This window comes from Brucella pituitosa (assembly GCF_965577835.1).
In the GTDB taxonomy this organism is placed as follows: domain Bacteria; phylum Pseudomonadota; class Alphaproteobacteria; order Rhizobiales; family Rhizobiaceae; genus Brucella; species Brucella pituitosa.
Genome location: NZ_OZ264094.1, coordinates 228,655 through 252,995 on the forward strand (window position 1 = coordinate 228,655; position 24,341 = coordinate 252,995).

The following is a 24,341-nucleotide window of genomic DNA, read 5'->3' on the forward strand; positions in this document are numbered from 1 at the left end:
CCAGGTCCTGGGGGAACTCAATCCATCACAGACTTGCCGTTATGCCACCGTCGACGAAAATCGTCTGCCCGTTGACGAACGAGGCTGCATCACTGGCCAGGAATACTGCAGCGCCGACCAGTTCATTGACATCGCCCCAGCGCCCTGCAGGGGTACGTTTAGTAGGTTCTGTCGCATCCAGCGATGCGGATCGATTATCTATCTTCGCGTCACCAGCGCGTCGCAATGGAAACCATCGGATACGACTCATGTCCGCTCCACTGCGGCTTGTCGGTCATTCCGACGGCATCCTTCAATTTGAAGGCCGGATTCGGACTGATGTCAGGAGAAAGCTCAGTGGTAATGTCGATGTATCTGCCGCTCTTTCAGATGGTTGGTAACGACGAACAGAAGCGAAAGCCGGATGCGTAAGACCGTGACCCCAGATCAATCTCCCTCGCTGCTAACTGCTCCCGCGCGAACCTCGCCGATCGGGCTCGAAAGCTACATCAGTGGGACGACGCTTATCAGCAGCGACGGCGTGACCTGGCGGGATCTGTTTGTTCAGCTGTTCTCACGAAATCGAAGTCAGGCGCCATTCCTCGTCCCGGCCGTGGCTGAGCCTCTCATTGTCTGGGTCATTTCAGGTGAAGCGATCGTTGAAGAGCGCGATCTCGGCGGAGAGTGGTCGGCATCGCAAGTAAAACCCACAGACTTCTTTCTCACCCGTACGCCGGAGCCATACGAGATGCGATGGCGAAGCGAAGGAGATCAGCCGTTTGAGGTGATGCACCTCTATTTGGCGGTTCCGTTGTTTGAGCGGATTGTCCGGGAGATGCTTGGAACGAACAGCTCCGTTTCCCTGCAGGACATTTCCGGAGGCCGTGATTCAACCCTATCTCATATTCTGAGCCTTGTTCACGAAGCCCTGGTCAAAGGGGACGCCGATGCCTTGTTCGTTGAAGGCCTGGCGCAGAGCCTGGCGGTCCACCTCGTGCGCAAATACACGGCGTCCGGGCAGGACGCACGTCGGTCAAACGCCCTTCCCGGATCGAAACTCCGACAGGCTACCACATACATGGATGCCCATCTTGCGGAGCCGTTTGATCTGACGCGTCTGGCAAAGGCGGTAGGAATGAGCGAGTTTCATTTCAGCCGGTTGTTCAAGAAGGCGACGGGGCTACCTCCATCACTCTTTTTCATTCGGCAGCGGGTGGCGAAAGCCCAGCTGCTGCTACAAGAAACAGACGCGAGCGTCATAGAGATCGGGCTGGCGGTGGGTTATTCCAGTCCCAGTCATTTCGCCCAGATCTTCCGTCGCGAAACAGGACTGTCTCCGACCGACTATCGCGGAGCTTAAACCCACGGCTTAGACCGATGACGAATTAAGCAATATCCCAACAGGACGCGCAAATCACCGAGAGATCAAAGCGCGAAGTTCCTGCATATCCTTTCCTCGACAAGCAAGCACGCGTTTCCACTTTCCGAAGCGCTGCCCAAAATACAGAGGAAGAAGTCCATGCCCACCATGAAGGAGCTACCAGCCGCGCATGCCCATCGGCTGCTCGAGCCGGGGCCAGTTGTGCTCGTGACGACCAGCCTGCGTGGAAAGCCCAACATTATGACAATGGGTTTCCACATGATGATCCAGCATGCTCCTGCGCTGATCGGCTGCATCATCGGCCCGTGGGACCACACCTATGAAGCGCTGCGGGAAACCGATGAGTGCGTCATCGCCATACCGACCGTCGATCTGGCAGAAACGGTCGTCGATATTGGTAACTGCTCCGGGGATACCCTCAATAAATTCCAGCGTTTCAACCTGACGCAGGTACCTGCCGGCAACGTCGGGCCGCCCCTGATCAGGGAGTGCGTCGCCAATATCGAATGCAGGGTGGCCGATGCCAGCCTCGTCGACGAGTACAACCTCTTCATTTTGAAGGTCGAACGGCTCTGGCTCGATGCCGATCGCAAGGAGCGGCGAACCATCCATCATCGAGGCGACGGCAGCTTCGTCATCGATGGAGATGTCCTTGATCTGCACCACCGCATGAGCAAATGGCGGCATCTGCCCTGAGTGGCACTGCTTGCATGATCCCTCGGAAACGGGCCGTGAGTTGGCTCCATCGAACTTCTGCCTTCTATCAGAAAAGGAAATCTTGAAATGACGAACAGTTCAAAAGTCTGGTTCATTACTGGTGCCGCAAAAGGTATCGGTCAAATACTCGCAAAGTCGCTTCTGGCGAGCGGACATCGCGTCGCCGTGACGTCTCGAGACAGGGCAGCTCTCGAGAAGAGTTTTGCTGGTGCAGATGGCCTGCTGGCTCTGGAAACCGACCTGACGAGCGAAACCAGTGTCAAGGCGGCGATCGATGCAACGGTCGAGCGATTCGGCGCCATCGACGTGGTGGTGAACAATGCCGGCTACGGTCAGCAAGGTACCGTCGAGGCACTCAGTGATGAAGAATATCGTCGGAACTTCGAGGTGAACGTGTTCGCGCCGCTCCACGTCATGCGGTTCGCGCTTTCCCATATGCGGCGTCAGCGAGCGGGCCACATCGTCAACGTGGCCTCGATCGTCGGCATCCAGGGTGGCTACGCGGGCTGGAGCAGCTATGTCGCGACCAAGTTCGCGCTCGCGGGCTTAACCGAGTCTCTGGCTGCCGAGGTCGCTGAAGTCGGAATCAAGGCGACGGTTGTCTATCCTGGCCCGGTTCGAACCGACTTCCTGTCTACCGGAAGTCTCACCATCGCGAAGCACAGCATCGACGAATATACGGAGGCAAAGGCCTCACTCGACCTTCACCTTGATCATTTGGATGGGAAACAGGCAGGCGATCCCGAGAAAGTGGCGCAACTCATCATCACTGCCGTGGCAGCAGCCGAACCGCCGCTGCATCTGTTCGCCGGCACGATCGCCAACGAGCTGGCCGAAGCAAAGATTGCTGGCGTTCGAAAAGACCTCGAGGCTTGGGGCGATGCTTCGGCAGCCACGGACTTCCCCGAAGGACAGTGAAGCTCCCTTTGTTCTGCGGCCGGCTTCATGCCGGTCGCTCTGGCAAAGTCTCGATCAGAAATTCTCGAAAGGAGAGATCAGATGGAAAGTATCAAAGCATTATCCGAAGAGTTCGCAGGCAAGGTCGCAATCGTCACTGGCGCTGCGAGTGGTATCGGCAAAGCAACCGCGGAACTGCTTCATGCTCGCGGAGCCAAGATCATTGCCGTTAGCCGCGGTTCGAATGTCGAGGCCATTGCAAAACCAGGCATTGTCCCGTTCATCGGTGACGTTTCCAAAGAGGCGACTGCTTCCGGTGCTGTACAGACGGCCATGAAGGAATTCGGACGCCTGGATATCGTCGTCAACAATGCAGGTATCATCATCAACAAACCGGTTGTCGATATGACCCTCGACGATTGGAACGGAGTCCTCGCTGTAAACGTTACAGGTGCATTCCTATTTTCTCGCGAAGCCATGAAAGTGATGATACCCGCGAAGAGTGGCACGATAGTCAACATCGGTTCTTACGCCTGCTTCCAGGCGTTCCCAACGCTCGCCGCCTATGCCGCCTCGAAGGGGGCTCTCGCTCAGCTTACGCGTGTACTCTCCCTGGAAGCGATCGAGCACGGCATTCGCGTCAATGCGGTCGGCTCGGGTGATGTCGCGACAAATATTCTGAGCGAAGATTATCTACGCCAGCATGGTGCTAACTCTCCAATCAAGCGCGCCGCAGAACCGCACGAGATCGCCGAAGTGATCGCGTTCCTTTCTTCGCCAAGAGCCAGCTATATCGTCGGAGCCGTCGTCATGGCCGATGGCGGCATGAGTGTTATCGTCCCCAATTAACCGCGATACGGGGCCGGTGCTGCTGCGCCGCCCCCGCGTATCCTATGGGCAGCCGTTCCTCTACCATTGCTGCAATCTCCGTCCTACCATCCCCAAATCATCATCCAGACGGGCAATGGCAAGTATTGCACAATGTCTCGGCTCACCCTACCCCCTCAGCGGGCGGATGACGACAACAAACTCGCAACGTAGATGCTATCCGCAAACCCCAACCCAAAACTTATAGACGTTTGGGACTGGGCTTGCGGCGGACTACCTAATTGATTGTCAGCCGTCCGTGGAACGGGTGAGTGCTTCCCAGTCGTAGATCTCGCGGAGCATCGCGTGAAGCCGATTGCGAACAAGACCAAGTGCGTCGCTGCCCAAAAGCAGTTGCGACGGAGGATTTTCCGACATCACGAGAGACATGACTGCTTCAGCAAGCTTTTCCGGGTCACCGAGCTGTGCTCCGTGCTTTTTTGCCGCGCTTCGCGGATCGGATCAAAGAGCCTGTCGTACTCGTCGATCGAGCGCTCTGTGCGTACCATGGAGCGTCCCGCCCAGTCGGTGCGGAAAGAGCCTGGGCAAAGCGCGGTGACGTGCACCCCAAATGGTGCCATCTCGGTACGCATGGCTTCGGAAATACCCTGTAGCGCAAACTTGCTGCCGCAGTAATAGGCGATCCCCGGCATTGTGATAAGGCCGCCCATCGAGGTTACATTGACGACAAATCCCGAACGTCTCTGGCGGAAGTGCGGCAAGAACGCCTTGGCCACAGCGACGGCGCCAAAAGTATTCACGTCGAACTGGCGCTGCATCTCAGACAATGGGGATTCCTCCAGCACTCCCTCGTGCCCGTAACCGGCATTGTTAATCAGCACGTCAACCGGGCCGAAATCGGCCTCGGCTCTTTGAACGATCCCCTCAATGCGTTCAAATTCGGTGATGTCACATAATACAGCATGGGCTCTTGGAAGTCGCTCGAGCAGGGAGCTGCGTGCCTCTTCGGAACGAACGGTGCCGATCACATTGTGTCCCGCCCGCGATGCTGCCCTGGCAATGGCAAACCCGAAACCCGAATTGGCACCCGTAATGAAGAACGTCTTAGCTGTCATGATTGGGCCTTGCTTGTGCGTTTCGATAGATTGTAAAATAATCTGAAACGAACCCGTCCAACAGCACGGATCCTCTGTTATAGTTGAACGATCCTATGAAACCTGACGAACTAGCCTGGCAGGCATCCAAACTAGCACCACACCCCGGATACAACCCAACGGCCTTGGGTGGCATACGTATCTTACGGTCTGAGGCCGTTCTGGAGGATGTGCCGGTTCTCTATCGACCTGGTGCGGTCTTTGTGCTGCAAGGCGCGAAACAGGGCTTCCTGGATGGGCAAATCTATCGCTACGATGCTGATCACTATCTCGGCGTATCGGTTCCAGTCCCATTCCGCATGGCGTCGCAAGCCAGTCCCGAAATGCCACTGCTCGCGCTCTACATGGAATTCGACCTGCATCTGGCTGCCGAGATCGCTGTGATGCTTGAGAACGGTAAAAACACGACGCGACAGCAAGCTCGGAGTCTTGTCTCAAGCCCCTTGTCTACGCAGTTGCGAGATCTCCTGCGCAGAACCATGAACGCGCTTGCGGACCCGCAGGAATGCGCGATCCTCGGACCCGGCATAATGCGGGAACTGCATTACTTGGTCCTCGTCGGGCCTCAGGGGGCGCTCTTCGGGCCACCCTGCGTCACCGGGGCCCTGCTGGCCGGATCGTGGATAGCCTTGCACGTATTCGCGCATCATTCACAACAGGCGTTTCCGTCCCGGAATTAGCAGCAGAGGCTTGTATGAGTGTTCCTTCCTATCACACCCATTTCAAGGCCTTCACCGGTACATCACCAGTCCGCTACGTCAAGGCCATGCGACTGCACGAAGCGCGCTTGATGATCGCATCCAACCGTGGCTCAATCGCCAGTGTTGCAGCCGAAGTCGGCTATGCCAGTGCCACCCAGTTCAGCCGCGATTTCCGCAAACATTTCGGGCGAAGTGCTACCGAGGAGGCCCGCTGGATGCGAGAGCATCTGGGAGAGCCGACCTGACGGTGAGCCTAGACCTGCCCCGACCGTTTCTCGCCTACTTCAGACGAAGACCTTTCTAAGGTGTCCGCTTATGAGGGCTGGATCAGATGCCTCGAGCGACTGAAATGAAGGCGCTAAGCCGGCTAAGCGCGGATCTGATTGCCAGTCAAGATTCGTAGCGGGTGTTCCTTAGCAGCGACAACATGGTCCATAATATCCTGAAAGGAATTGAGCCTACGCCCCGTCAGTGATTTGGATGGAACAAACAATCACGGAATACCAATAGTCCATGAACGGGAGTTAGAAATTGAAGGGTCCAGTCTTCTACTCGTAAGCCAGGAACACGATCAAACTCTCTGCGATTGTTCGTAACCATAATCAGACCACGTGAGCGGGCGTGGCCAGCTATCAGTTGATCATATGGGACGATAGGAGTTCCGTTACGGGCCAATTCGGCACGTAATTGGCCCGTATGGTTTGCTGCCAGTTCATCGTACGATAATACCTCAAGGCGAGCTGCGACCCCCTCCACGACTGCAAGGTTTTTTCGGGATTGGCGGACTTTTCCGCCCCATAAATCAATTCCATCAAGCTAATCGAACTGATGCATAATTGATCGTGGAAGCGGTTAAATGCTTCCCGCACTTGCTGTGGTCGATTCTTGATCGTAAAAATGCATATATTAGTGTCCAGCATGTACTTCAGCATTACAACGCCTCGCGTTCCTGCGACGCAGGCTGATCACGCTCAATCATGAAGTCGGATGTCGGTTCAATACCCTCAAACCAGCTATCCCACACCTCACCAACAGGTGCTATAATTCGAGTGCGCCCCACAGCAACAATATCAACACGCTTCACATCGGCAGGCAAAGCTACTGCCTTCGGCAAGCGGATAGCTTGACTTCGATTGCTCTGAAATACTGCTCCCTGCTCCATCTGCGTCACTCCTCACTGTATCCACGTTAATATGATATAGGTAGCGTACCGGAAGGGATATGTCAGTGGGATATACTTCGAAGGTCATTGAGACCCCTTATCGAGTAGACTATTAGAAACTTAAGGCCAAAAGGATGTTGATTGGTCGCGTTTGCTGGCTGGTCTGAATTTTGCGGGGATGGTGGCTGTAACAAGCCAAAGGCCGCTTCCTGTTGTTCTGAAGCCACTGGCTTTTGTAGTTCATTGGAAGGAGAAACAGGTACGGGCGGCGATCCTGGCCGTGGCGTGTCGTCGCCAAACACCTTCACAATGATGAAAATGGATGCAGCACCAATGATCCAGTTTTTGGCTTTCGACAATGACAGTTGTCCCCAATCCGCAACCGGATCAAAACAATATTGTCAGTGTCTGTCGAGTTTAAAGCTTTGGGGCTTCCTCACGCATCATTCCGCCTCAGAGGTTCCAGGCTTAAGTTCGTTAAATTTCGCTGCCATAGTCGGATTACCACGTGTGAGACGCTTGACCGTCAGATCCTCAGCCTTGTCATTTGCAAGTCGAAGATTATTGGCCGACTTGTGAAGCGCTTCTTTTGTCTTTTCCAGATCTTTGATGGCTTCATCAATACGCCTGACTGCTTCTTCGAAACCATCTGAAGCCAGACGCCAGTTTCGACCAAACGCTGATTTGAAATCGTCAAGGTGGGATTCAAAGTTGGTGATGTCAACGTTCTGCGCTCTCACCAATGCCAGCTCTGTCTTGTATTTAAGCGAATTCATCGCCGCATTTCGTAAGAGTGTGATGATTGGGATGAAAAATTGCGGTCGCACCACGTACATTTTCGGATAACGATGAGAAACGTCTACAATTCCTGTGTTGTAGAGCTCGCTCTCAGGCTCCAGAAGTGAAACCAGTACTGCATACTCACAGTCCTTAGCGCTGCGATCCTTGTCTAACTCTTTGAAAAAATCTTCATTCTTCTTTTTGGTCGCGGTCTCGTCGTTCTCGTTCTTCATCTCGAACATGATCGAAACAATTTCCGAGCCTGCGTCTTCGATATCGCGGAAGATAAAGTCACCCTTACTTCCGTTACGTGCGTCGTTGTCTTTTTCAAAGTAAGCGCGGGGAAAGGCGGTCGCCCGAATGCGGTCGAACTCAGTGGCACAATGTTGTTCGAGCGTCTCACCGATCATCTTAGTCGACAGCTTCGCCTTCATATCCCTCAAACGCTCAATTGCGTCATCGCGATCCCGGAGCTGTGTTTCATATTTGTCCTTGAGAGCTGTTTCAGCCAGTTGCTTTTCGAGCTCCACTCGAGAAAGCCCGTTCTTCAGCTCCTCGCGCTCTTTTTCCATCGCACTAACCGCTTGTGTAACGGCGAGTTGCTGCGATAGCTCACCGGCATCGAGCCGAGCCTTTAAACTCTGGATTTCAGCGTCCTTAATTGAACCAGCTTTTTGCAACTCTGAAATGAGCTTTGCCTCAGCGAGTTTGGACATCGCTTCCTGATCGCGCCTGGCGTTATCAAGGTCGTTCACCAGCTTGTCGCGCTGCTTTTCGATCTCGCTCAAAGCCTCAGCTACCGCAAGTTTCCGCGCGACTTCGCCTGCCTCAAGCTTTGCCCGCAATTCATGGATTTCAAAATCCTTCGCAGAAGTCGTTTTCTGCAATTCGCTGGCGACCTTGGCCTGCGCAAGCTCAACTGCGTTCCGCTTGTCCTGTTCGGCCAACTCCAAACGTTCATGCAGCTGCTTCTCGAAATCACCGTCTCTGACCTGCTTAAGGATATCCGCATATCCAGCCTCGTCGATCTTGAAAGCTTTGTTGCAATGCGGGCAGATGATGTCGTGCATGATTGTTTCTGTTTCCTGTTGCGACTGATTGTCGAGAAAGATAGACGTATACTAGCAACAATGTCCCAAGAGGAAACGATGGCGACTGGTACAGTTAAGTTTTTCAACACCGAGAAAGGCTTCGGCTTTATTACTCCTGAAAATGGCGGGGCAGATGTGTTTGTTCACATCTCAGCAGTCGCTTTTGGCGGCGCACTTCAGGATGGACAAAAAGTCAGCTACGATATCGGACAAGACCGCAAAACGGGCAAGTCCAAGGCCGAAAACGTCAGCGTAATTTAGGCTAGAGCGGGAAACTGACCTCACTTCTCGACCCCGAAAGATCTTCGTCCCATCTGGCTGCTAACCACTTTCCACTCATGTGGGGCGAAAACTACCGTTGAGTGTTCATTGTCAGCCGACGAGCCCAATTCCATAACAGTCTTGAAAAGAATCGAACCGCTGCCCACAGTGCTCGCGGCTCAACTTGTTGAAAGGTTTTATTTTATTCTCATCAGACATAAGGAGGCCTGATCGGTATACTATTTCGGGTACGGAAGTGTGTTGGCGATCCGATATTGTATGTACTTATCCCGGTGACATTATGTCAAAGCGGAATATCTCTGTTCATGTCCTTATAAAGTAGGTAGCAGGCCTCTTCCGGACCAGAGGGGTAGAATTGCTGCGGGCAGAACGGTCCCATCCATATGAAATCGTCGGCCCAAATCTCGTGCCATTCGTCATCCAGCAGATAGAGCCCCTGCCCCTCCAGCATGAACAGCCCATGTTCCATCACGTGCGTTTCGATGGCAGGAAAGAACGTTCCGGGTGCGAACCACATGACATTCATTTCGAAATCGAATGCCAGGTCCCCGAACGGCAGGAGATGTTGAAATGCACGCCCTTCAAAACCGGGCACTGTAACGTTAACTTGAGAACAGACGCGGTTAGATATTTGCGGCTATCATTACGCGGTTTCCAGGCATGCAATTTCACGCCACATGTTGGTTGCGGCTTGCCGTAATTCACGGTGATTGGCTGAACTGAATTTGCTGCGTGGGAAGTAATGCAAGTTGTAAATTGGGTCGTGAATGGAAGCGAACTTTTGTACATGTCGCGCGGATTTGAAACGCTTCATTATGCGTTCTCGTCGCCGGATCGGCTGATGCGAATTCTCTGCGCGATTGTTTAAACCCTTATGCTGGCGATGTTCGCAAACGCTCAGGCCGATCTCACGGTTTGCAGCACCGTAAGAACCAAGCTTATCGGTGACCATGACGCGGGACGAACAGCCTTGGCCGGATAAGAGTTTACGGATAAAGCGTTTTGCAGCCTTGGTATCTCGGCGTTTCTGCACCAAAACTTCATCTACAAACCCATCCTGATCTACCGCACGCCGAAGAATATGCTTCTCACCTCGGATTGATATCACGCATTCATCCAGATGCCATTTGTCATCAAGCCGTGGCGTACGGCGACGGATACTATTGGCATATTGTCGCCCGAACTTCTCAGCCCATTCGCGGACTGTCTTATGAGTAACGCCGATCCCCCGATAAGAAAGCATGTCCTCGACCATGCGAAAGCTCAATGGAAAACGGAAATATAGCCATACGGCCTCAGCAATAATATCAGCTGGAAAACGATGACGGTGGTAAAGCGAGGAACGAGACTGTGGCATAGCGCATAATCGCCAACTCAGATGACAACAAAGTTAACGTTACAGTGCCGGCGGTCCACCGGTCAGTTTGGCGACAAGTGGTATCTTGATGAGTTCGTTCTTGACGAGCTGGTGCAGAGCCGTCGCTATGTAAGTGTGGAGTGAGATCGCATGCTTGCAGGCAGCATTAGCAGAAGCCACAGACCATGTCTTTGATCAGAAGATGTTAAGTTTACAGTGCCAGTTTTTGAATTGGCTATGCAGCAACAAGACTTTTAACAGCCAATTCAGCCCCGTGTTCCCGCGCTTTAGCCAGCTCATAACGGGCCTGCATGCGCATCAGCGTTTCAGCTTTTACACCAAAGGCGTTTTCGAACCGGATCGCCATGTCTGCCGTTAGAGCGTAACGGCCGTTGAGCAAACCACTGACAGCCTGTCGGCTCACGCCAAAAGCTTCTGCCAGATCGTTGATTCTAATGCCGTGGGCTTCTACGATTTCTGACTTGAGCCACTCACCGGCATGGATCGCGAAAGAAGAATGAATTTTAATTGCCATCAGTGATAATCCTCCAGGTCCAGATCGATGATTGCTCCGTCATCGTTTAACGCAAATGTCATGCGCCAGTTACGCGAAACTGTCATAGCAAAGGTTCCCGCCCTATCGCCAACCAACTGGTGAAGGCCGTAATTTGGCGGAATTTCGAGTTCGTCGATCGAGGCAGCATCTATGATATAGTTCACCATTTTAAACAGCCGATCAATCAAATCGCCTGGCAAACCTTTAGGCTTTCCAGTTTCGATGAACTTTCTCAATGCCTTATGGCGAACATTCTCTATCTCCATGAATGGAAAGTAATGCTTTACAAAAACAATGTCAAGCGACGCTTTACATCCGCGGGAAGAGTGTTCCGAAAAAGCCGGGAAAGGCGGCAGAAGTTAGTGATATTTAGCGTCAATTCGCTCAGCTGGCCGATGCCTACAGACACAGAAAGGATAAGATATGACCTTTGGGATAGCACTTATCCGGTGCGCAAATGATTAGCAGCAATTTCAAATATTACCCTCCGCCGCGTATTGTGCCGTTTTATGTTTTTGGAGCGACAATGTCACATTACCGCTTGAATTGACCAGAAGGCTGCAACCGCAAAGCAGGGCAAAATCCGATATTTGATTGAGCCCTTCAACGAGGAGGACACGGTATTGCGCTCGACTGCGGTTTTTTTTACGGCTTTATTGACTATTGCCCTGCTCCAGAATGGCGTTGCCTTTGCGGAAGGATTCAAGCCGCTTGATTTTCACGAAGACGAGAAAGAAATTACTCAAGCATTTGGAAGCGACTTTAAGGTTTCCATCAAAGACAGTATGATCAGTGTGGATGACTTCCAGGGTCAGACGATCAAATTGTTGATTGATCGGCAAAATGCCGATGTGGGACAAAAAGATATGTCCGATGCGGCTTATTTTCTGCAGTTGGAAGAAGCCTGCAATCAGCAAGGGCTGCCTTGCCAGATCAACAAGTTATCTGTTGGCTCGTTAGTTGGACGGATGACATCTATCCGCCTTGCTGGTGGAAGAGTCAGCGTCAACCTTACTTTTTTAAAAGATGGGGATCGCCTTACCATCCGGTCGGCTGCAAAGACAAAAGATATCGCTCAAAAAAATGCGGAAATCGCGCTTGGTGCAGTACGCGATAAACTTTAAGTTGCCCGAGGCTCGGATTGACACGATATTACTGTTACTACGGTCAGCAATAGTTCTGACCGTTTAATTGCCTTCAGCAGACACATCAACTTCTGCAGTTTTTTCAATCAACCTGGAGGGAGAAATTTCCAACGCCTTCGCCAGGAAATACAGATTGTCGAGACTGACGTTTCGCACCCCGCGCTCAATAGCAGAAACATTTGTAAGGTGCATTACTGCTCGGTATGCCAGTTCGTCCGGTTTTGTCGCAAAAATTTCAGCCGGTTAAGAGCGGCCTTATTTGTGGACGCAATTATGCTGCGAGCTCCGCAAAGACTTGAAATAGCGAACGGTTGTCATTTGCGAATTGGTTTTTGCGGAGCATATGCACCACTTCAATGCCCGCAATAGTAGCCGAAGCTGAATGGAATGCTTTGAAGCCTAACATGTGTTTGGTGATCCGCTTAATGAACCGATGATCCTACTCAAGGATGTTGTTGAGATATTTAACCCTCAGGATTTCAATCATCTTGCCCGTGCCCGTGATTTTCAGGATCGTGTTTACAGCCTGTGCACCAGCCAGGTTCGCTCCGCTTTTATCAATGACGACCTTGTGCGGAACCCCATTGCTTGCAATGGCTTTCTTAAAGAAACGCCTTGCTGCAATGAGATTTCGACGCTCCGAGAGCATAAATTCCAAAGTTTGGCCGTCACGATCAACGGCTCTGTACAGATAGGTCCATTTCCCTTTGACCTTTATATAGGTCTCGTCGACCCGCCAGGAGCCAAGCGTTGGGTGTTTGCGTTTCTGTGCCTGATCCGCAATCTGTCGGGAGTAGCGAACGACCCAGCGGTTAATGTTGCATGATCAACATCTACGCCACGCTCAGCCATATTTTCCTGAAGGTCGCAATAGGAAACCGGATAGCGAACATAGAAGAACACCGCATAAAGCATGACACTTTTGGGGAAATGGGCCCCTTTGAAAGCGATCGCCGTACCCAGTCACCTCACCCAATCATGTGCACTGAAGCGACAATAACGCAGCAGAAGTAAAAAATTCGCGACAGAACCGATCAGTCTCCTAAGGCGAAACTGAATCAGCTCATCATTCTGAAATCAATGGGTCCTGAGCCTAACCGCATCGGCCCCAGCGCAATCTTCGTTGATGTTGGGCCGGGGCTACTGTCGTTCCCGACGTTGCCATGGCTGCTCGCTATATGGTGATGGCCTCCATAATGTGGAGCTCGCCGTCTACGATCTTTTCCGACCGACCGAGCGCGTACGACAATCAATTGCGTTTACCAGAGATCACTGCAATACCTTTGCAAAACCGCACTATGAGCCGCTGCGCCGAAATCATCGTTCAAATTGATACTCAAAACTCTAGATTACTTGAGCCGGAACCGCTGTTCCATTGGCGGAGAAGATATGCATGTCCTTCGTCGATGCTGTAAATGATAACGTATCTGATAGCCTGAAATCCGCTTCTTCAGGCGTCTTGATCAGATATTTGGTGTCGAAACCGGCCATGTCGATATAAAGGATCTGCACCTCGCCCAGATGTTCTAGAAGGTCAACCGAACCAGAGAAGACAGGTCCGTCAGCTTCTTCGCGAGTAATCCTGGTATTCTCGGGTCGAATTCCGACGCTAATTCTATCATTAAGTGCGAAAGTTCCTTCACAGGCTTCAAGGGCGAGTTTCGTCCCACAGTTGTGATTAAGCGCCGAAGACTGACCCCTCGAATTCTGCCACTAACCTACTGACTTAAATGCCATATTGCCGTTCGGAGAGGGGGTATAGTCGGCGCCTATCATGCCCCTCTTAGAATGCAGATAACCTTTTTAAATTGAATGGCTTAGATGACATTTTTGGTGAGTCACGTTTCCGCGCTTAATCACAGTCGGGATTTCCCGTTCGCTATACCAAACGGGAAATCTCATCATTAAACTTAGATAAGGCCACTTTCGGTTAGAAATTGCTTCGCAACTGCTTCGATGGCCTTTTGTCGACATCGACTTGAGTGTTCAGCGTCTGCATCATCTCATTCGTCAGCTTGGCAGAGAGCTCGTTGAGGGGCTTTTCGATACCTGGGTTAGCTTCGAGAACAGCCGTGCGCACAACAGCCACAGCGGATTAGTTTGGGAAGAATTCCTTGTTATCGGTCAGAATGCGAAAATTGAAGGCCTTCACGCGCCCATCGATTGCAGTCACAAGTGCAATGTCGACCTGACCATTCTTCAGAACCGAGCAGGTAAGCCCGGAAACCATGGATTTGCGATCGGCGCGACCAACCTTGAAGACATAAGGTTTCTCCAGCCCCGGCAACCTACAAAATCGACAATATGCTCACAGCCAATGCGCCGGTAATGAGCTGACGTGGATCTGATTGGCTGATGCCGCGCCAGATAAAGGCGCCAAGGCCGCCGGCACCAATATAAGCAGCAATGGCTGTGACTCCAATGTTCATCACCACCGCCATGCGAACACCCACCAAGATGACCGGGACCCCAATTGGCAGTTCGACTTAGCGTGGGCGCTACATCCGCGTAAGGCCCATGCCACGTGCCGCTTCGCGCAGGACGGGATCATGATTGACGCGGCATAGAGTGTTACTGCCGCCATGCCAACGATTGCAAGATGTTCACCGGCGCGACTAACAATCAGCGCCCACTTTAGGATAATATCCTATAAAATTTCCATTGTCTTGTCGATGTTAATAATATATTTCGGAAGAATATTGCAACACATTCACTTTACTATCCTGATTTTGACCTCCAAGCTTCGCGTATTACTATTATTTGGCAACGAGTATATTCTTAATATAATGATATACTACACATCAACTATCACTCATAATAACCAAACAAATATTCACCTATAATTGATTACGATGAATATTTATTCTTTGATCTATGTATAACGCGGGTAAAAATTTAACGCGGGCCCGCTTGTGGGCAAACACAAACCATTTCAGACGCGCCCCCGCAGAATGAAGGGTTCCCTTGGGGGATTACGAGAAAGCCATAGGAGCTCCCGACTGACTTTGGATTGTTACGCGACCACCCTATCGGCGACCCAGCCTCTGGCATTGGCGAGAATTGAGCCAGAATCGACAAAACGTTCGCGTAGGATCTTTTCGTACAGCGCCCCTTTCTGCACACGATCTATTTCGTCGGTCTTGCCGGTCAGCGTTTTCAGATCCTCTAGCAATACCGGCCTGGCTGATCCAGGTGAACGACCCGAAGCTCGATAGGGCATCAAGTGCCGTTACAAAGGATGGGATCGCTCTCCTGAGTTTCTGCCGCAGTACAAGCGGATCATAGTGCAGCCGACAAGTGCGGCGACCATATGTAAGTTGGAACCGACAACGGAAACAAATGAGCGAAGGAACGTACGTTGGATTGTTAAAAGCTCGTGCCCCCTCATGTGAGTCGAGCTAAGCGTGTCTCGTGTCTACAGGGAAAATCTTGTTTCGATGTGTTTTATAACAAATGGCCTCCGCAGCAGGAAACGGAAACATCCCAAAAAAATGCCCCGCCCCGCACCAAAAGTGCAGATGAGCCTGAAATACGCACGCAGAATATACAAGCAGAGTAGCCGGAAAGGTTATGAGGCAGCGATGCGATGGCCGAACTTGGCAATCTATTGGCAAAACGTCGACCGAATTTCTCCACCCACAGACACACGGTCTGGTGCGAAGCGATTATCCCATGTGGCATCAGCAGATCTTCGACCATGCGCAAACTGAGCGGAAAACGAAGATAGAGCCACACGGCATGGGCAATCACTTCAACTGGAAACCGATGGCGGTGATAAAGGCGATCACGAGCGACTTGGGTCATGCTGAAAGACCGCACAGGTCAACCGCCGACAGGTTAACTTAACGATACCCGTTGGTGCATTGCTATTCTCGTAATAGATAAGGCACTTGATATTTTGAATGCTTATCGGGCTGTCGCGAAAAGCGTTGCAGAAGTTTGAGCGTGGCTGATGCCGAGACAGGACGCCCGTAGCGATAGCCTTGGCCGAGTGAGCAGCCGAGGGTCGTTAGTTTGTTGGCCTGTTCCTCCGTCTCGATGCCTTCGGCAATGATTGTCATATCAAGCTTATGTGCGACTTCGATCAATCCTTCGACGATTGCCAGGCTCCGACGGTCTTCTATCATACGGCCGACGAATGTTTTGTCGATCTTGATGATATCAACGGGGAAATCTATGAGATGGGTGAGCGAGGCGTGACCGGTGCCGAAGTCATCGAGCGCAACACGCATTCCCTTAGCCCGAAGATTTTCGGCTGCTCGCGCGACGTGATTGTCGTATCCACCCACAAAAACCGTTTCATTAATTTCGAGAATGACATGTTCTATAGGGATATTGGCGGCTGCAAACTTTTCTACGATCCGTTCTTCGAGACCGCTTTTCTGGAAATCGGAGCCAGCAACATTAATACCGACGTGCTGGAGCGAAATACCGTTATCAAGCCATGCCCTCACATCAGTGGTCACTTGCGACAGCATCTGCACCGTCAGATTGTTGCCAATGCGTGGGTCCGAAATGGCTTCATGAAACTGGTCGGCTGATACAATTCTCCCTTCCGGGGTGCGCATGCGCACCAACGCTTCCACGCCAACGATCTGGGCAGTATCGATCCGCACGATCGGCTGATAAGCAGCGAAGAGGCGACCTTCGGATAGTGCGTCTCTGACCTCACGTATCGTTTGAATCCTATGGGTGATGACTGTGCGCATCCCTGGCACGAAGGAAATGAACCCGCCTCTGGATTCTGTCTTTGAATTATAGAGTGCAAAGTCCGCGTTTTGGTATAGGGTTTCGGCATCGATACCTCCCGGTGCATAAAGCGCGCCTCCGCCTGTCACGCTGGACACGACCGTGTATCCGTCATACTCGGATGGCACGCTTATTGTTTCAATCAAGATATTTGCAGCCTCGATCATCTCGGAATCCGTACGACAATCCGGTATGATCACTGCAAATTCATCCCCTCCGATACGAAAGGCCTCATGCGCGACCGGTGCGGACTTGAGCTGTAGCGCAGTAGTGCGTATCAACGCGTCGCCGCCAGCATGCCCCAATGTATCATTGATTTCTTTCAGGTGATCTAGGTCGATTAACAGCAGGGCAAAAGGTTTCGGGTTATCGCCCGTCAATTGACTGATGCGTAGATTGAAGCTGGCGCGGTTAGGCGCTCCCGACAGAGGGTCGACGAATGCCAATTCGTGCATGCGCCGTCGGATCTCATCGTGCTCGATGGCGATGCTGCAAAGATGAGTACAGCGCTCAACCACTTCCCTTTCGACGTCTGTCGGTCCTCGTTGGGAAGAATAATAAAAGGCGAAAGTGCCAACAACGCGACCATCCCGCGCCTTAATGGGACTGGACCAGCAGGCTTTTAAACCAAGCGGAAGTAAATACGACCTGTAATTGTCGAAATGTGGGTTACATTCAATGTCTGTGATTTCAACTGCAATGCCACGATATGCCGCTGAGCCACAACAACCAACATCAGGCCCAATCAGCGTTCCGTCGATCGCCCGCGAATACTGCTCTGGAAGGCTCGGACCTGCAAGCGTTCGTAGCCTGGAATTTTGATCAACGGCCAGAACGGAACAGATAACGCCCGGGGCTATCGTTTCCACTCGCCTGCAAAGATGATCGGCTACCGACGCCAGTAGCTCTCCGTAAGCCACTTTCTCAAGGGTGTCGGTTTGTAGGGCGGCCAGAGACTTTTCATGCTCGGCACTTAACATTTTTAGCCTCTCCCGAACGTATTGTTGCTACTTAACCGACACCGTGTACGCATTTTTCTTAAAAAGCATTCAATGCAATCAGGATAATTGCTTCAATTTTTCTGCAACAAGCGTAATTCAATATTCAGGCGACGCTGTGTAGTTCCGTGCAGACCTTGTTGCGGCCCATATGCTTGGCGCGATAAAGCGCAGCATCGGCTCTGCGGAAGACCATCTGGAAATCATCGTCTCCGGGCGTGCAAAAAGCGATCCCCGCACTGGTCGTCGTTGAGAATTCCCCAGCTAAGCCCTCGAAGGCTACCGCCGCAAAGGCTTTGCGGATTGCGTCGGCCAGAGCAAGAACATCGCTATTGTGTATCTGCCTCAGGATCAGAACGAACTCCTCGCCGCCGATACGGGAGATGAGAGCTGCGCCTTTGATATGGGTGCGCAGAACGTCAGAGAAGGTGCCCAGTACCTGATCACCGATAATGTGACCGTGCGTATCATTGATGGATTTGAACGCATCAAGGTCGAAGATCACGACTGAATCTCCCAGCTGCAGTTCATTGTCGCCCAGCACGTCGTAAAGCGCGCGCCGGTTCAGCAATCCGGTCAGACTGTCGGTGCGTGCCTCGTTAGCATGACGGCGCGCAATGCGCGACTGGGTGAAATTCAGCGACAGCGCGCCAATGCCCGTAATGCCTATAATGGCAGTGATGGCATTGATATCTTCGGCCCAATTGCTTGGGATCACAGTCATGACCCATTGTTGTTCATGCAGGATAACAGCGCCGCACAGAAAGAACGAAATCGCCGTCAGGGTATAAAGAACGATCATGGCCGTGACCGGTACCGGTGCCTCCCGATAAACATGCAAATATTCTTTCACCGTCAGCAAAATCAACAGAGCCGACGTCAGGTTGAAGATCGCCGTGCCGGTGCCCGTCTGCCCGGCCAGAATGGGAAGCGTCGTTGCGCATATGACCGCAATCCCCAGAACGACCAGAAAGCTTCGGCGCATCGGACGTCCGGAAATCTGTCGTGACCCGACAATCAGGAAGATGAAACCGACACTCTCCAGACCAAAGGCTGCAATGGAGGCCGTAGCCAACGGCAGAGGTCCAGCATAATAAAGCACCACCCCCGTGCCGAGCAAAATCATGCCAAGGCAGCCCCAGAGCAGAAATTTGTCACGCGCGTTCTGATACCAGACGCTCAGAATCGTAAGGCCGACCGCCAGAGAGCAGATACCAGTCGCAAAAAACAAAGTGTTCTGGTCGAGTCCCAAAGCTGCCTTCCCCCCAACCGCATACCCCGCTATGAAGCCAAGCGTAATTCAGCTCTTGAAAATAAGCGATAAGCAATATGCTCGCATCATATCTAAGAACGTAAGAAATTAATCGGTCCAGTCTTCTACTCGTAAGCCACCTCTGCCCCCATGCCGCAATTGCTTATTTTGCTATTTCGATGGCGGCGCTAAGCTCTTCCACTGCTTGTTCCACTGTCAGCTGACCGTTGAACTGGCGGGTGATGACATCGAACATTGCATTTTTGATCGCGGTGGGCTGTGCGTGCGACTGCGAGAATGAACCGAGCAGTGATCCGCTCTTGTCAGCGGCCGCCAGATCCTTGATTGCCTTCTGCCCGCATTCGTCGAATGCCGTGGTCGGCACATCAGTGCGAGCAGGCGCCGATCCCTTCACTACATTAAAGGCTGATTGGAAATTGACGTCTTCCACAGCGGTCGCGAGTGCAAGCTGCGCCTTACGCTTGTCTTGACCAACTTCAAAGACGGCGAACTGATCAGCGTTGAACGCCACGGAGCCTTCCGTTCCCGGGAAACGCCCGCAAACGAAATCAGCCCCTGGCTTTTTCCCAGCTTTCGTGAATTCGCCCTTGGCCCAGTCGCCCATGAACTGCACGCCCGCCTTGTCGTCAATGACCATGGCGGAGGCGAGATTCCAGTCGCGTCCAGAGAAATTGTCGTCGACATAGGTGTACAGCTTCGCCATCCGCTCGAATACCTGTTTCATGGTATCGCTCTTCAGGGCTTCCGGATCGAGATCGATCAGCGCCTTTTTGTAGAAATCCGGCCCGAACGACATCACGACACTGGTAAAGATAAGCGCTTCCTGCCAGGGCTGGCCGCCATGCGCAATCGGCGTAATCCCCTGCTCCTTGAACTTGTCGAGCAGCGCAATAAGTTCATCCCAGTTCTGCGGCACTTTTCCGCCAGCTTTGTCGAGCGCGGACTTGTTGTACCAGGCCCAATTGGTGGAATGCACATTGACGGGCGCGGCAATCCAGTGACCGTCATACTTCGAGAAGTGCTGGATAGCGGGCGGGATGACCTTATCCCAACCTTCCTTGTCGGCGACTTCATCCAGATTGCCGAGCACGCCCTGTTGTGCCCAGTCCAAAATATCGAAGCCCTGCATCTGCACGGCGGCTGGCGGATTGCCCGCCGTCACGCGGGCGCGCAAGGTCGTCATCGCGGCTTCGCCCGCACCACCGGCAACCGGCATATCGACCCAGCCAATACCCTGGCTCTGAAGGTTTTCCTTCAGGAGATTGAGCGCGGCTGCCTCACCGCCCGAAGTCCAGTAATGCAGGACTTCAACGCTCTCCTCAGCCTGTGCCAAACTTATTCCGCTCAAAATGCTGACACCCGCCAGCAGCATTCCCATCTTCAAGCGCATCCCCGTGCCTCCTCGTTAAGAATAGTGCACCCTATCATGTAACTGGGCGAACGGGTGCTGTCATGTTGATTATTCGTCAGTGTGATTGCGGTATTTGACGTCATGATCAAGCAGGCTCGACGTACAAGAACCATCACTTTCCTATCTCAATCGTAGCTCGCGTGAAGTTGAAGAAATGATGTTTGAGCGTGGCGTGGTGATTTCTTACGGCAGCGCGTCCGTTTCTATATCGCCAAAGCGTATTTTTAGATCGATTCCGCAGCAACTCAATCCGCGTAAGGAAAAGTTGAATGCACGTTTATTCGAGACTGGTCCCGATGACTGTGTCGGGAGTTGAGCGCTGACAATTATCTTACCACCACGAAGACCTCACGCGCATCGCTACCACATGATGAGTGCGGTTGTCGTCTGCACATGATCATCGTTTTCCGTTCGTCTCGCGCCAACCTGTTTTGCTCGCGGTCAACGATTTGTTGGTTCGTCTTTTACGGCGTCTGCAAATTTCCGCATCAGGCGCACAAGCTCATTGACGTCGTGCTTGTCCCACGATTTGAAGATTGAGCGAGCAAGCTTTTCGCGTGCGGCGTCTATCTTGGCGGTCATTGCTTTGCCTTTCGACGTGACGACGACTTCATTGACACGCTTGTCGGCAGCACTTTGCCTGCGTTCGACCAAATCGAGACTTTCCAGTTTGGTCACCTGACGGCTGACCGTGCTGTAGTCCCGACCCGTTCCGTCAGCGAGTTCCACGATACCAATAGGCCCTCGTCGTTCGACGCCTACCAACAGCGGAAACAGAGCCCGGTCGAGTGCAATACCAGCTTCCCTGACCATTTGCTCATCGCGCTGAGGACGGTTCATGAGAGTAACGATGTCGATTAGCGATTCATGGAGTTCGCGAATAAGTTGGTTTTCATTATGTGTATTATGCACATTTATCATTGACGTTATTCCGATTTGAGTTTATGTGCATAATACACACAAGGAGATCGAGATGACAAATGATTTTCCGGCAGATGTACTCATCTGCGGTGCGGGAGCGGCTGGCTTGACGCTAGCGATTGAACTTGCACGTCGAGGCGTTTCTTTTCGACTAATCGAAAAAATGGAGGTGCCGTTTCCGGGTTCGCGCGGGAAGGGAATCCAACCAAGAACGCAAGAAATTTTCGAAGATTTCGGGATTCTCGACAGGATAGTTGCTGCCGGCGGCATCTACCCCCCGTTGCGGGTGTATCACGATGACGGGTCTTATTCCGAAACGAACCCGATTGAATATATTAATCCGACGCCTGCGGAGCCGTACCATATTCCGCTGATGATTCCGCAGTTTCTTACCGAAACCATCTTGCGTGAACGGCTGGCTGAGATGGGGCATAAAGTCGAATTTGGACTCGAACTAAGCAGATTTGAACAAAGTACAGATGGGGTCGTTGCTCGAGTTGGAGGGGCTAATGGAGAGAAAAGCCTTCAGGCGCGCTTTCTTGTTGGTGCGGATGGAGGCCGAAGTTTCGTGCGTGGCGCCTTGGGCATCAGTTTTCCCGGCAAAACGTTGGGCGCGCGCGCGGTAGTGGCAGATGTGATGCTGACAGGATTAAGTCGAGATGCCTGGCATCAGTTCAATCACGGCGACATCGAGAAAATGGTACATGTTTGCCCGCTAGCCGGAACCGATCTTTTCCAAATCCAGGCACCTATTTCGTCGGAGGGAGACTTTGACCTCTCGGCTGGCAGTCTTCAGCGCTTGTTGAATGAGCGAACATGCCAACAAAATATACAGGTGCGCTCGGTCAAGTGGGCATCAGCTTATACGATGAACGCCCGACTTGCTGACCGGTATCGGATCGGTCGCGTGTTTCTTGTCGGGGATGCTGCTCACATCCATCCTCCGACAGGTGGTCAAGGACTAAACACCAGTGTCCAGGATGCCTATAACCTCGGCTGGAAACTGGCAGCGGTGCTCGACGGCGCTTCGGATCATCTGCTCGACAGTTATGAGGAGGAGCGGCGGCCGGTAGCCAAAGCAGTGCTCGGCCTGTCCGGCCGATTGCTCAATGATCAGAAGCAAGGTGAGATGCGGCGCGGCCGCGAGGTCCATCAGCTTGATATCGGTTATTCAGGATCTTCTCTTTCCAGTGAGAATCGCAGCCAAGGCGAAGCGCTTTGCGCGGGAGATCGCGCTCCGGATGCGCCTTGCAAAGGTGCGGCGGGTCAGCCAACACGGCTATTCCAACTCATGCAGGGTCCCCATTGGACATTGCTTATCCATGGGACAGAACCCGAAGATGTCACACCACGCGCAGGTCTCCGCATTCACCACGTCGGTACTGATGGCGATGTCATTGACCAGTGGGGGTACATAAGGGAAGCCTATGCATTGCAAGCAGGGGAATGCGTGCTGATCCGCCCAGACGGGTATGTGGGTGCAGCCTTTGAAGTCGGCCAACTCGCAAAATTGGAAGATTATCTGGAAAGAGTGGGCCTTGTTTGCTGCGAGGAAACCCCAAGATGAGCGCCGAAAAGGGGGTGGAAGGAGACCTTATCCCAAGAGATAAGCTCGAATGGCGATTGATGTTGCCACTGGCCTGTATCGTAACCCTGTATGCTGCTGGTGTAGGGGCGGTTCTACCTGTGTTGCCGTTTTATCTGCGTGAGATGGGAGCGAGCCCCCTGATCTTCGGCCTTGTTCTTTCAACCGAAGCACTAAGCCAATCTGCGGCATCTCCCATGTTGGGCCAGCTTTCCGACCGCTTCGGACGCAAACAGGTTCTCATGGCCAGTCAGGCAGTGGCGATCCTAAGCCTGTTGGTGCTTGCACTGGCGCAAAATATCTTCACTGTCCTTTTGGCTCGTTTCCTGTTCGGTTTCACCTCTGGTAATTTCTCTGCAGCGGCAGCATATGCAGCAGACAATAGTTCGGTGGCGACGCGACGACAAGCGATCGGCATCGTGAGTGCCAGCCTCGGTCTGGGAGCAATCCTCGGTGCAGGCCTTTCGAGCATGCTGGTGGAAATCTCATTACTTGTCCCGATCTATATGGCACTGGGTCTGGCACTTTCCGGGCTCGTCGTGACCTCCGTCTTTATCAAAAAGGGCAAGGTGGCGAAACAAAACGTGGCATTACGGAATCGGCAGCAAATCTCATTGCGCGCAATAACCAACTCTCCTGTCATGCGCGTGCTGATTATTGTCATGTTGTGCCATTTCTTTGCTTACGGAATGTATGTTTCGCAACTCCCGAATTTCCTGGCAGAAAAGTTTGTCTGGAATGGTCATGCGCTTGGGCCGCGCGAGTTCAGTTATCTCATAGCCGCTGACGGGATGATCAACATCCTCGTCCAGCTTTTCCTCCTTGGGTGGCTCGGTCGGTCTTTAAATGAGCGTCAGTTGATTGTTCTGATCTTCGGCCTCATCGGTACGGGCGTTATTGCAGCCGGTTTGGCAAGCACAATTGCTGTTTTGGCCGTTGCAGTCCTGTTTGTCAGCGTCAGTGATGCTCTTGCGAAGCCTACCTACCTTGCTGCATTATCTGTACAAGTCCCTCCAGAACGGCACGGGATAGTCATGGGGACGGGGCAAGCACTCGTAGCGGTGACAGATGTTATTTCGCCTGCTTTGGCGGGGTTGATTTTGGGCTGGGGCTTCTATGGCGCATGGATAGGAACCATAGTAGCTGTCGCTCTGTTCGGTGCTATGGCCGCCGCTGCCCGACTTCCTCGCCGAATGGCCGAGAGGGTCGAATCGCTCCCATGATCCACCGGCGAAGTGGGCACTCCTGAAGCATTCTTTTCGAATGCTGATCCTTCGACCAGTCACGCAGAGTGTTGTCTGGTTGCAGAACCTAGTGCACGGCGATGCAATGACCATGGAAGCTTTGGTAGCTGGCAGTCCTAACGGCATTTAT

At 52.5% G+C, this 24,341-nt stretch carries 24 protein-coding genes and 7 pseudogenes; 10 read left to right on the plus strand and 21 right to left on the minus strand.

Annotation, left to right across the window (positions count from 1 at the left end):
* Positions 1–25 precede the first annotated feature (25 nt).
* A pseudogene (locus ACSME1_RS20285) lies at positions 26–160 on the minus strand (SDR family oxidoreductase); the annotation flags it as partial.
* A gap of 243 nt (positions 161–403) precedes the next feature.
* Between ACSME1_RS20285 and ACSME1_RS20290 the strand changes: the two are divergent.
* The 4 genes from ACSME1_RS20290 (at position 404) to ACSME1_RS20305 (ending at position 3,823) form a co-directional block, all read left to right on the plus strand.
* Positions 404–1,339 carry a helix-turn-helix domain-containing protein gene (locus ACSME1_RS20290; protein WP_435655695.1) on the plus strand — a complete coding sequence of 312 codons (936 nt, stop codon included), beginning with the start codon at positions 404–406 and terminating at the stop codon, positions 1,337–1,339.
* 168 nt (positions 1,340–1,507) lie between these two features.
* Entirely contained in the window at positions 1,508–2,056 is a 549-nt protein-coding gene (locus tag ACSME1_RS20295; RefSeq protein WP_105708344.1) for a flavin reductase family protein, read from the plus strand.
* A gap of 87 nt (positions 2,057–2,143) precedes the next feature.
* Positions 2,144–2,995, plus strand: coding sequence for an SDR family oxidoreductase (locus tag ACSME1_RS20300; protein WP_105708332.1), 852 nt, complete (start codon positions 2,144–2,146; stop codon positions 2,993–2,995).
* A gap of 81 nt (positions 2,996–3,076) precedes the next feature.
* The gene (locus ACSME1_RS20305) at positions 3,077–3,823 is read left to right on the plus strand and encodes an SDR family NAD(P)-dependent oxidoreductase (RefSeq protein ID WP_105708330.1); all 747 of its coding nucleotides are present in this window, start codon (positions 3,077–3,079) and stop codon (positions 3,821–3,823) included.
* 267 nt (positions 3,824–4,090) lie between these two features.
* Here the strand turns inward: ACSME1_RS20305 and ACSME1_RS20310 are convergent.
* Positions 4,091–4,917 (minus strand): annotated as a pseudogene (locus ACSME1_RS20310) (oxidoreductase).
* Positions 4,918–5,012: 95 nt separating this feature from the next.
* Between ACSME1_RS20310 and ACSME1_RS20315 the strand changes: the two are divergent.
* Positions 5,013–5,902: pseudogene (locus tag ACSME1_RS20315) on the plus strand (AraC family transcriptional regulator N-terminal domain-containing protein).
* Between the two features lie 223 nt (positions 5,903–6,125).
* Here the strand turns inward: ACSME1_RS20315 and vapC are convergent.
* The 3 genes and pseudogenes from vapC to ACSME1_RS20330 form a co-directional block, all read right to left on the minus strand.
* A pseudogene (vapC, locus tag ACSME1_RS20320) lies at positions 6,126–6,589 on the minus strand (type II toxin-antitoxin system tRNA(fMet)-specific endonuclease VapC).
* A complete protein-coding gene (vapB, locus tag ACSME1_RS20325; RefSeq protein WP_105708324.1) occupies positions 6,589–6,819 on the minus strand; it encodes a type II toxin-antitoxin system VapB family antitoxin in 231 nt (76 codons plus the stop codon). The pseudogene vapC and the gene vapB overlap by 1 nt, the downstream one beginning before the upstream one ends.
* A 443-nt stretch (positions 6,820–7,262) precedes the next feature.
* Positions 7,263–8,387 (minus strand): DUF2130 domain-containing protein, encoded by a 1,125-nt coding sequence (locus ACSME1_RS20330; RefSeq protein WP_435655696.1) that lies wholly within the window; start codon positions 8,385–8,387, stop codon positions 7,263–7,265.
* 360 nt (positions 8,388–8,747) lie between these two features.
* Here ACSME1_RS20330 and ACSME1_RS20335 point away from each other — a divergent pair, with 360 nt between their 5' ends.
* On the plus strand, positions 8,748–8,951 hold the full coding sequence (locus tag ACSME1_RS20335) for a cold-shock protein (protein ID WP_105708320.1): 204 nt from the start codon (positions 8,748–8,750) through the stop codon (positions 8,949–8,951).
* A 304-nt stretch (positions 8,952–9,255) separates the two neighbouring features.
* Here ACSME1_RS20335 and ACSME1_RS20340 read toward each other — a convergent pair whose 3' ends face one another.
* Together ACSME1_RS20340 and ACSME1_RS20345 are read right to left on the minus strand one after the other, a co-directional pair.
* Complete coding sequence (locus ACSME1_RS20340) at positions 9,256–9,567, minus strand: hypothetical protein (RefSeq protein WP_435655697.1); 312 nt, start codon at positions 9,565–9,567, stop codon at positions 9,256–9,258.
* A gap of 48 nt (positions 9,568–9,615) precedes the next feature.
* Entirely contained in the window at positions 9,616–10,329 is a 714-nt protein-coding gene (locus tag ACSME1_RS20345; RefSeq protein WP_105708318.1) for an IS6 family transposase, read from the minus strand.
* A 48-nt stretch (positions 10,330–10,377) separates the two neighbouring features.
* On the opposite strand from ACSME1_RS20345, the pseudogene ACSME1_RS20350 reads away from it, so the two are divergent.
* Positions 10,378–10,452, plus strand: a pseudogene (locus tag ACSME1_RS20350) (IS6 family transposase); the annotation flags it as partial.
* 112 nt (positions 10,453–10,564) lie between these two features.
* On the opposite strand, the gene ACSME1_RS20355 reads toward ACSME1_RS20350, so the two are convergent.
* The gene (locus ACSME1_RS20355) at positions 10,565–10,864 is read right to left on the minus strand and encodes a HigA family addiction module antitoxin (RefSeq protein WP_100558202.1); all 300 of its coding nucleotides are present in this window, start codon (positions 10,862–10,864) and stop codon (positions 10,565–10,567) included.
* Complete coding sequence (locus ACSME1_RS20360) at positions 10,864–11,151, minus strand: type II toxin-antitoxin system RelE/ParE family toxin (RefSeq protein WP_105708317.1); 288 nt, start codon at positions 11,149–11,151, stop codon at positions 10,864–10,866. Before ACSME1_RS20360 ends, ACSME1_RS20355 begins: the two co-directional genes overlap by 1 nt.
* 357 nt (positions 11,152–11,508) lie before the next feature.
* On the opposite strand from ACSME1_RS20360, the gene ACSME1_RS20365 reads away from it, so the two are divergent.
* A complete protein-coding gene (locus tag ACSME1_RS20365; RefSeq protein WP_146113594.1) occupies positions 11,509–12,009 on the plus strand; it encodes a hypothetical protein in 501 nt (166 codons plus the stop codon).
* Between the two features lie 63 nt (positions 12,010–12,072).
* Here ACSME1_RS20365 and ACSME1_RS20370 read toward each other — a convergent pair whose 3' ends face one another.
* From ACSME1_RS20370 to ACSME1_RS20425, 12 genes and pseudogenes are all read right to left on the minus strand, one after another.
* Entirely contained in the window at positions 12,073–12,264 is a 192-nt protein-coding gene (locus tag ACSME1_RS20370; RefSeq protein ID WP_435655788.1) for a helix-turn-helix domain-containing protein, read from the minus strand.
* A gap of 37 nt (positions 12,265–12,301) precedes the next feature.
* Positions 12,302–12,945 (minus strand): annotated as a pseudogene (locus ACSME1_RS20375) (IS6 family transposase).
* Between the two features lie 429 nt (positions 12,946–13,374).
* Positions 13,375–13,644 (minus strand): TOBE domain-containing protein, encoded by a 270-nt coding sequence (locus ACSME1_RS20380; protein ID WP_435655789.1) that lies wholly within the window; start codon positions 13,642–13,644, stop codon positions 13,375–13,377.
* A gap of 316 nt (positions 13,645–13,960) precedes the next feature.
* A complete protein-coding gene (locus tag ACSME1_RS20385; protein WP_435655698.1) occupies positions 13,961–14,119 on the minus strand; it encodes a glycine betaine ABC transporter substrate-binding protein in 159 nt (52 codons plus the stop codon).
* A 6-nt stretch (positions 14,120–14,125) separates the two neighbouring features.
* Positions 14,126–14,317, minus strand: coding sequence for a hypothetical protein (locus tag ACSME1_RS20390; protein ID WP_435655699.1), 192 nt, complete (start codon positions 14,315–14,317; stop codon positions 14,126–14,128).
* A gap of 1 nt (position 14,318) precedes the next feature.
* Entirely contained in the window at positions 14,319–14,459 is a 141-nt protein-coding gene (locus tag ACSME1_RS20395) for a hypothetical protein (protein WP_435655700.1), read from the minus strand.
* A 584-nt stretch (positions 14,460–15,043) separates the two neighbouring features.
* Positions 15,044–15,250 carry a hypothetical protein gene (locus ACSME1_RS20400; protein ID WP_435655701.1) on the minus strand — a complete coding sequence of 69 codons (207 nt, stop codon included), beginning with the start codon at positions 15,248–15,250 and terminating at the stop codon, positions 15,044–15,046.
* Positions 15,251–15,609: 359 nt separating this feature from the next.
* Positions 15,610–15,834: pseudogene (locus tag ACSME1_RS20405) on the minus strand (IS6 family transposase); the annotation flags it as partial.
* A 62-nt stretch (positions 15,835–15,896) separates the two neighbouring features.
* The gene (locus ACSME1_RS20410; protein ID WP_105708307.1) at positions 15,897–17,759 is read right to left on the minus strand and encodes a putative bifunctional diguanylate cyclase/phosphodiesterase; all 1,863 of its coding nucleotides are present in this window, start codon (positions 17,757–17,759) and stop codon (positions 15,897–15,899) included.
* A 124-nt stretch (positions 17,760–17,883) separates the two neighbouring features.
* On the minus strand, positions 17,884–19,029 hold the full coding sequence (locus tag ACSME1_RS20415) for a GGDEF domain-containing protein (RefSeq protein WP_105708305.1): 1,146 nt from the start codon (positions 19,027–19,029) through the stop codon (positions 17,884–17,886).
* A 163-nt stretch (positions 19,030–19,192) separates the two neighbouring features.
* The gene (locus ACSME1_RS20420; protein WP_105708303.1) at positions 19,193–20,440 is read right to left on the minus strand and encodes an ABC transporter substrate-binding protein; all 1,248 of its coding nucleotides are present in this window, start codon (positions 20,438–20,440) and stop codon (positions 19,193–19,195) included.
* 462 nt (positions 20,441–20,902) lie between these two features.
* The gene (locus ACSME1_RS20425; RefSeq protein WP_105708302.1) at positions 20,903–21,391 is read right to left on the minus strand and encodes a MarR family winged helix-turn-helix transcriptional regulator; all 489 of its coding nucleotides are present in this window, start codon (positions 21,389–21,391) and stop codon (positions 20,903–20,905) included.
* A gap of 43 nt (positions 21,392–21,434) precedes the next feature.
* On the opposite strand from ACSME1_RS20425, the gene ACSME1_RS20430 reads away from it, so the two are divergent.
* Together ACSME1_RS20430 and ACSME1_RS20435 are read left to right on the plus strand one after the other, a co-directional pair.
* The gene (locus ACSME1_RS20430) at positions 21,435–22,949 is read left to right on the plus strand and encodes an FAD-dependent oxidoreductase (protein ID WP_105708300.1); all 1,515 of its coding nucleotides are present in this window, start codon (positions 21,435–21,437) and stop codon (positions 22,947–22,949) included.
* On the plus strand, positions 22,946–24,190 hold the full coding sequence (locus ACSME1_RS20435; protein WP_105708298.1) for an MFS transporter: 1,245 nt from the start codon (positions 22,946–22,948) through the stop codon (positions 24,188–24,190). Before ACSME1_RS20430 ends, ACSME1_RS20435 begins: the two co-directional genes overlap by 4 nt.
* Positions 24,191–24,341 lie beyond the last annotated feature (151 nt).

Coding starts and splice junctions, on each gene's coding strand:
- ACSME1_RS20355 (WP_100558202.1), bottom strand. CDS start 10,864: ATGGCAATTAAAATTCATTCTTCTTTCGCGATCCATGCCGGTGAGTGG.
- ACSME1_RS20400 (WP_435655701.1), bottom strand. CDS start 15,250: ATGCCCTATCGAGCTTCGGGTCGTTCACCTGGATCAGCCAGGCCGGTA.
- ACSME1_RS20395 (WP_435655700.1), bottom strand. CDS start 14,459: ATGAACATTGGAGTCACAGCCATTGCTGCTTATATTGGTGCCGGCGGC.
- ACSME1_RS20345 (WP_105708318.1), bottom strand. CDS start 10,329: ATGCCACAGTCTCGTTCCTCGCTTTACCACCGTCATCGTTTTCCAGCT.
- ACSME1_RS20420 (WP_105708303.1), bottom strand. CDS start 20,440: ATGCGCTTGAAGATGGGAATGCTGCTGGCGGGTGTCAGCATTTTGAGC.
- ACSME1_RS20295 (WP_105708344.1), top strand. CDS start 1,508: ATGAAGGAGCTACCAGCCGCGCATGCCCATCGGCTGCTCGAGCCGGGG.
- ACSME1_RS20430 (WP_105708300.1), top strand. CDS start 21,435: ATGACAAATGATTTTCCGGCAGATGTACTCATCTGCGGTGCGGGAGCG.
- ACSME1_RS20410 (WP_105708307.1), bottom strand. CDS start 17,759: ATGTTAAGTGCCGAGCATGAAAAGTCTCTGGCCGCCCTACAAACCGAC.
- ACSME1_RS20290 (WP_435655695.1), top strand. CDS start 404: ATGCGTAAGACCGTGACCCCAGATCAATCTCCCTCGCTGCTAACTGCT.
- ACSME1_RS20305 (WP_105708330.1), top strand. CDS start 3,077: ATGGAAAGTATCAAAGCATTATCCGAAGAGTTCGCAGGCAAGGTCGCA.
- ACSME1_RS20360 (WP_105708317.1), bottom strand. CDS start 11,151: ATGGAGATAGAGAATGTTCGCCATAAGGCATTGAGAAAGTTCATCGAA.
- ACSME1_RS20435 (WP_105708298.1), top strand. CDS start 22,946: ATGAGCGCCGAAAAGGGGGTGGAAGGAGACCTTATCCCAAGAGATAAG.
- ACSME1_RS20335 (WP_105708320.1), top strand. CDS start 8,748: ATGGCGACTGGTACAGTTAAGTTTTTCAACACCGAGAAAGGCTTCGGC.
- ACSME1_RS20300 (WP_105708332.1), top strand. CDS start 2,144: ATGACGAACAGTTCAAAAGTCTGGTTCATTACTGGTGCCGCAAAAGGT.
- vapB (WP_105708324.1), bottom strand. CDS start 6,819: ATGGAGCAGGGAGCAGTATTTCAGAGCAATCGAAGTCAAGCTATCCGC.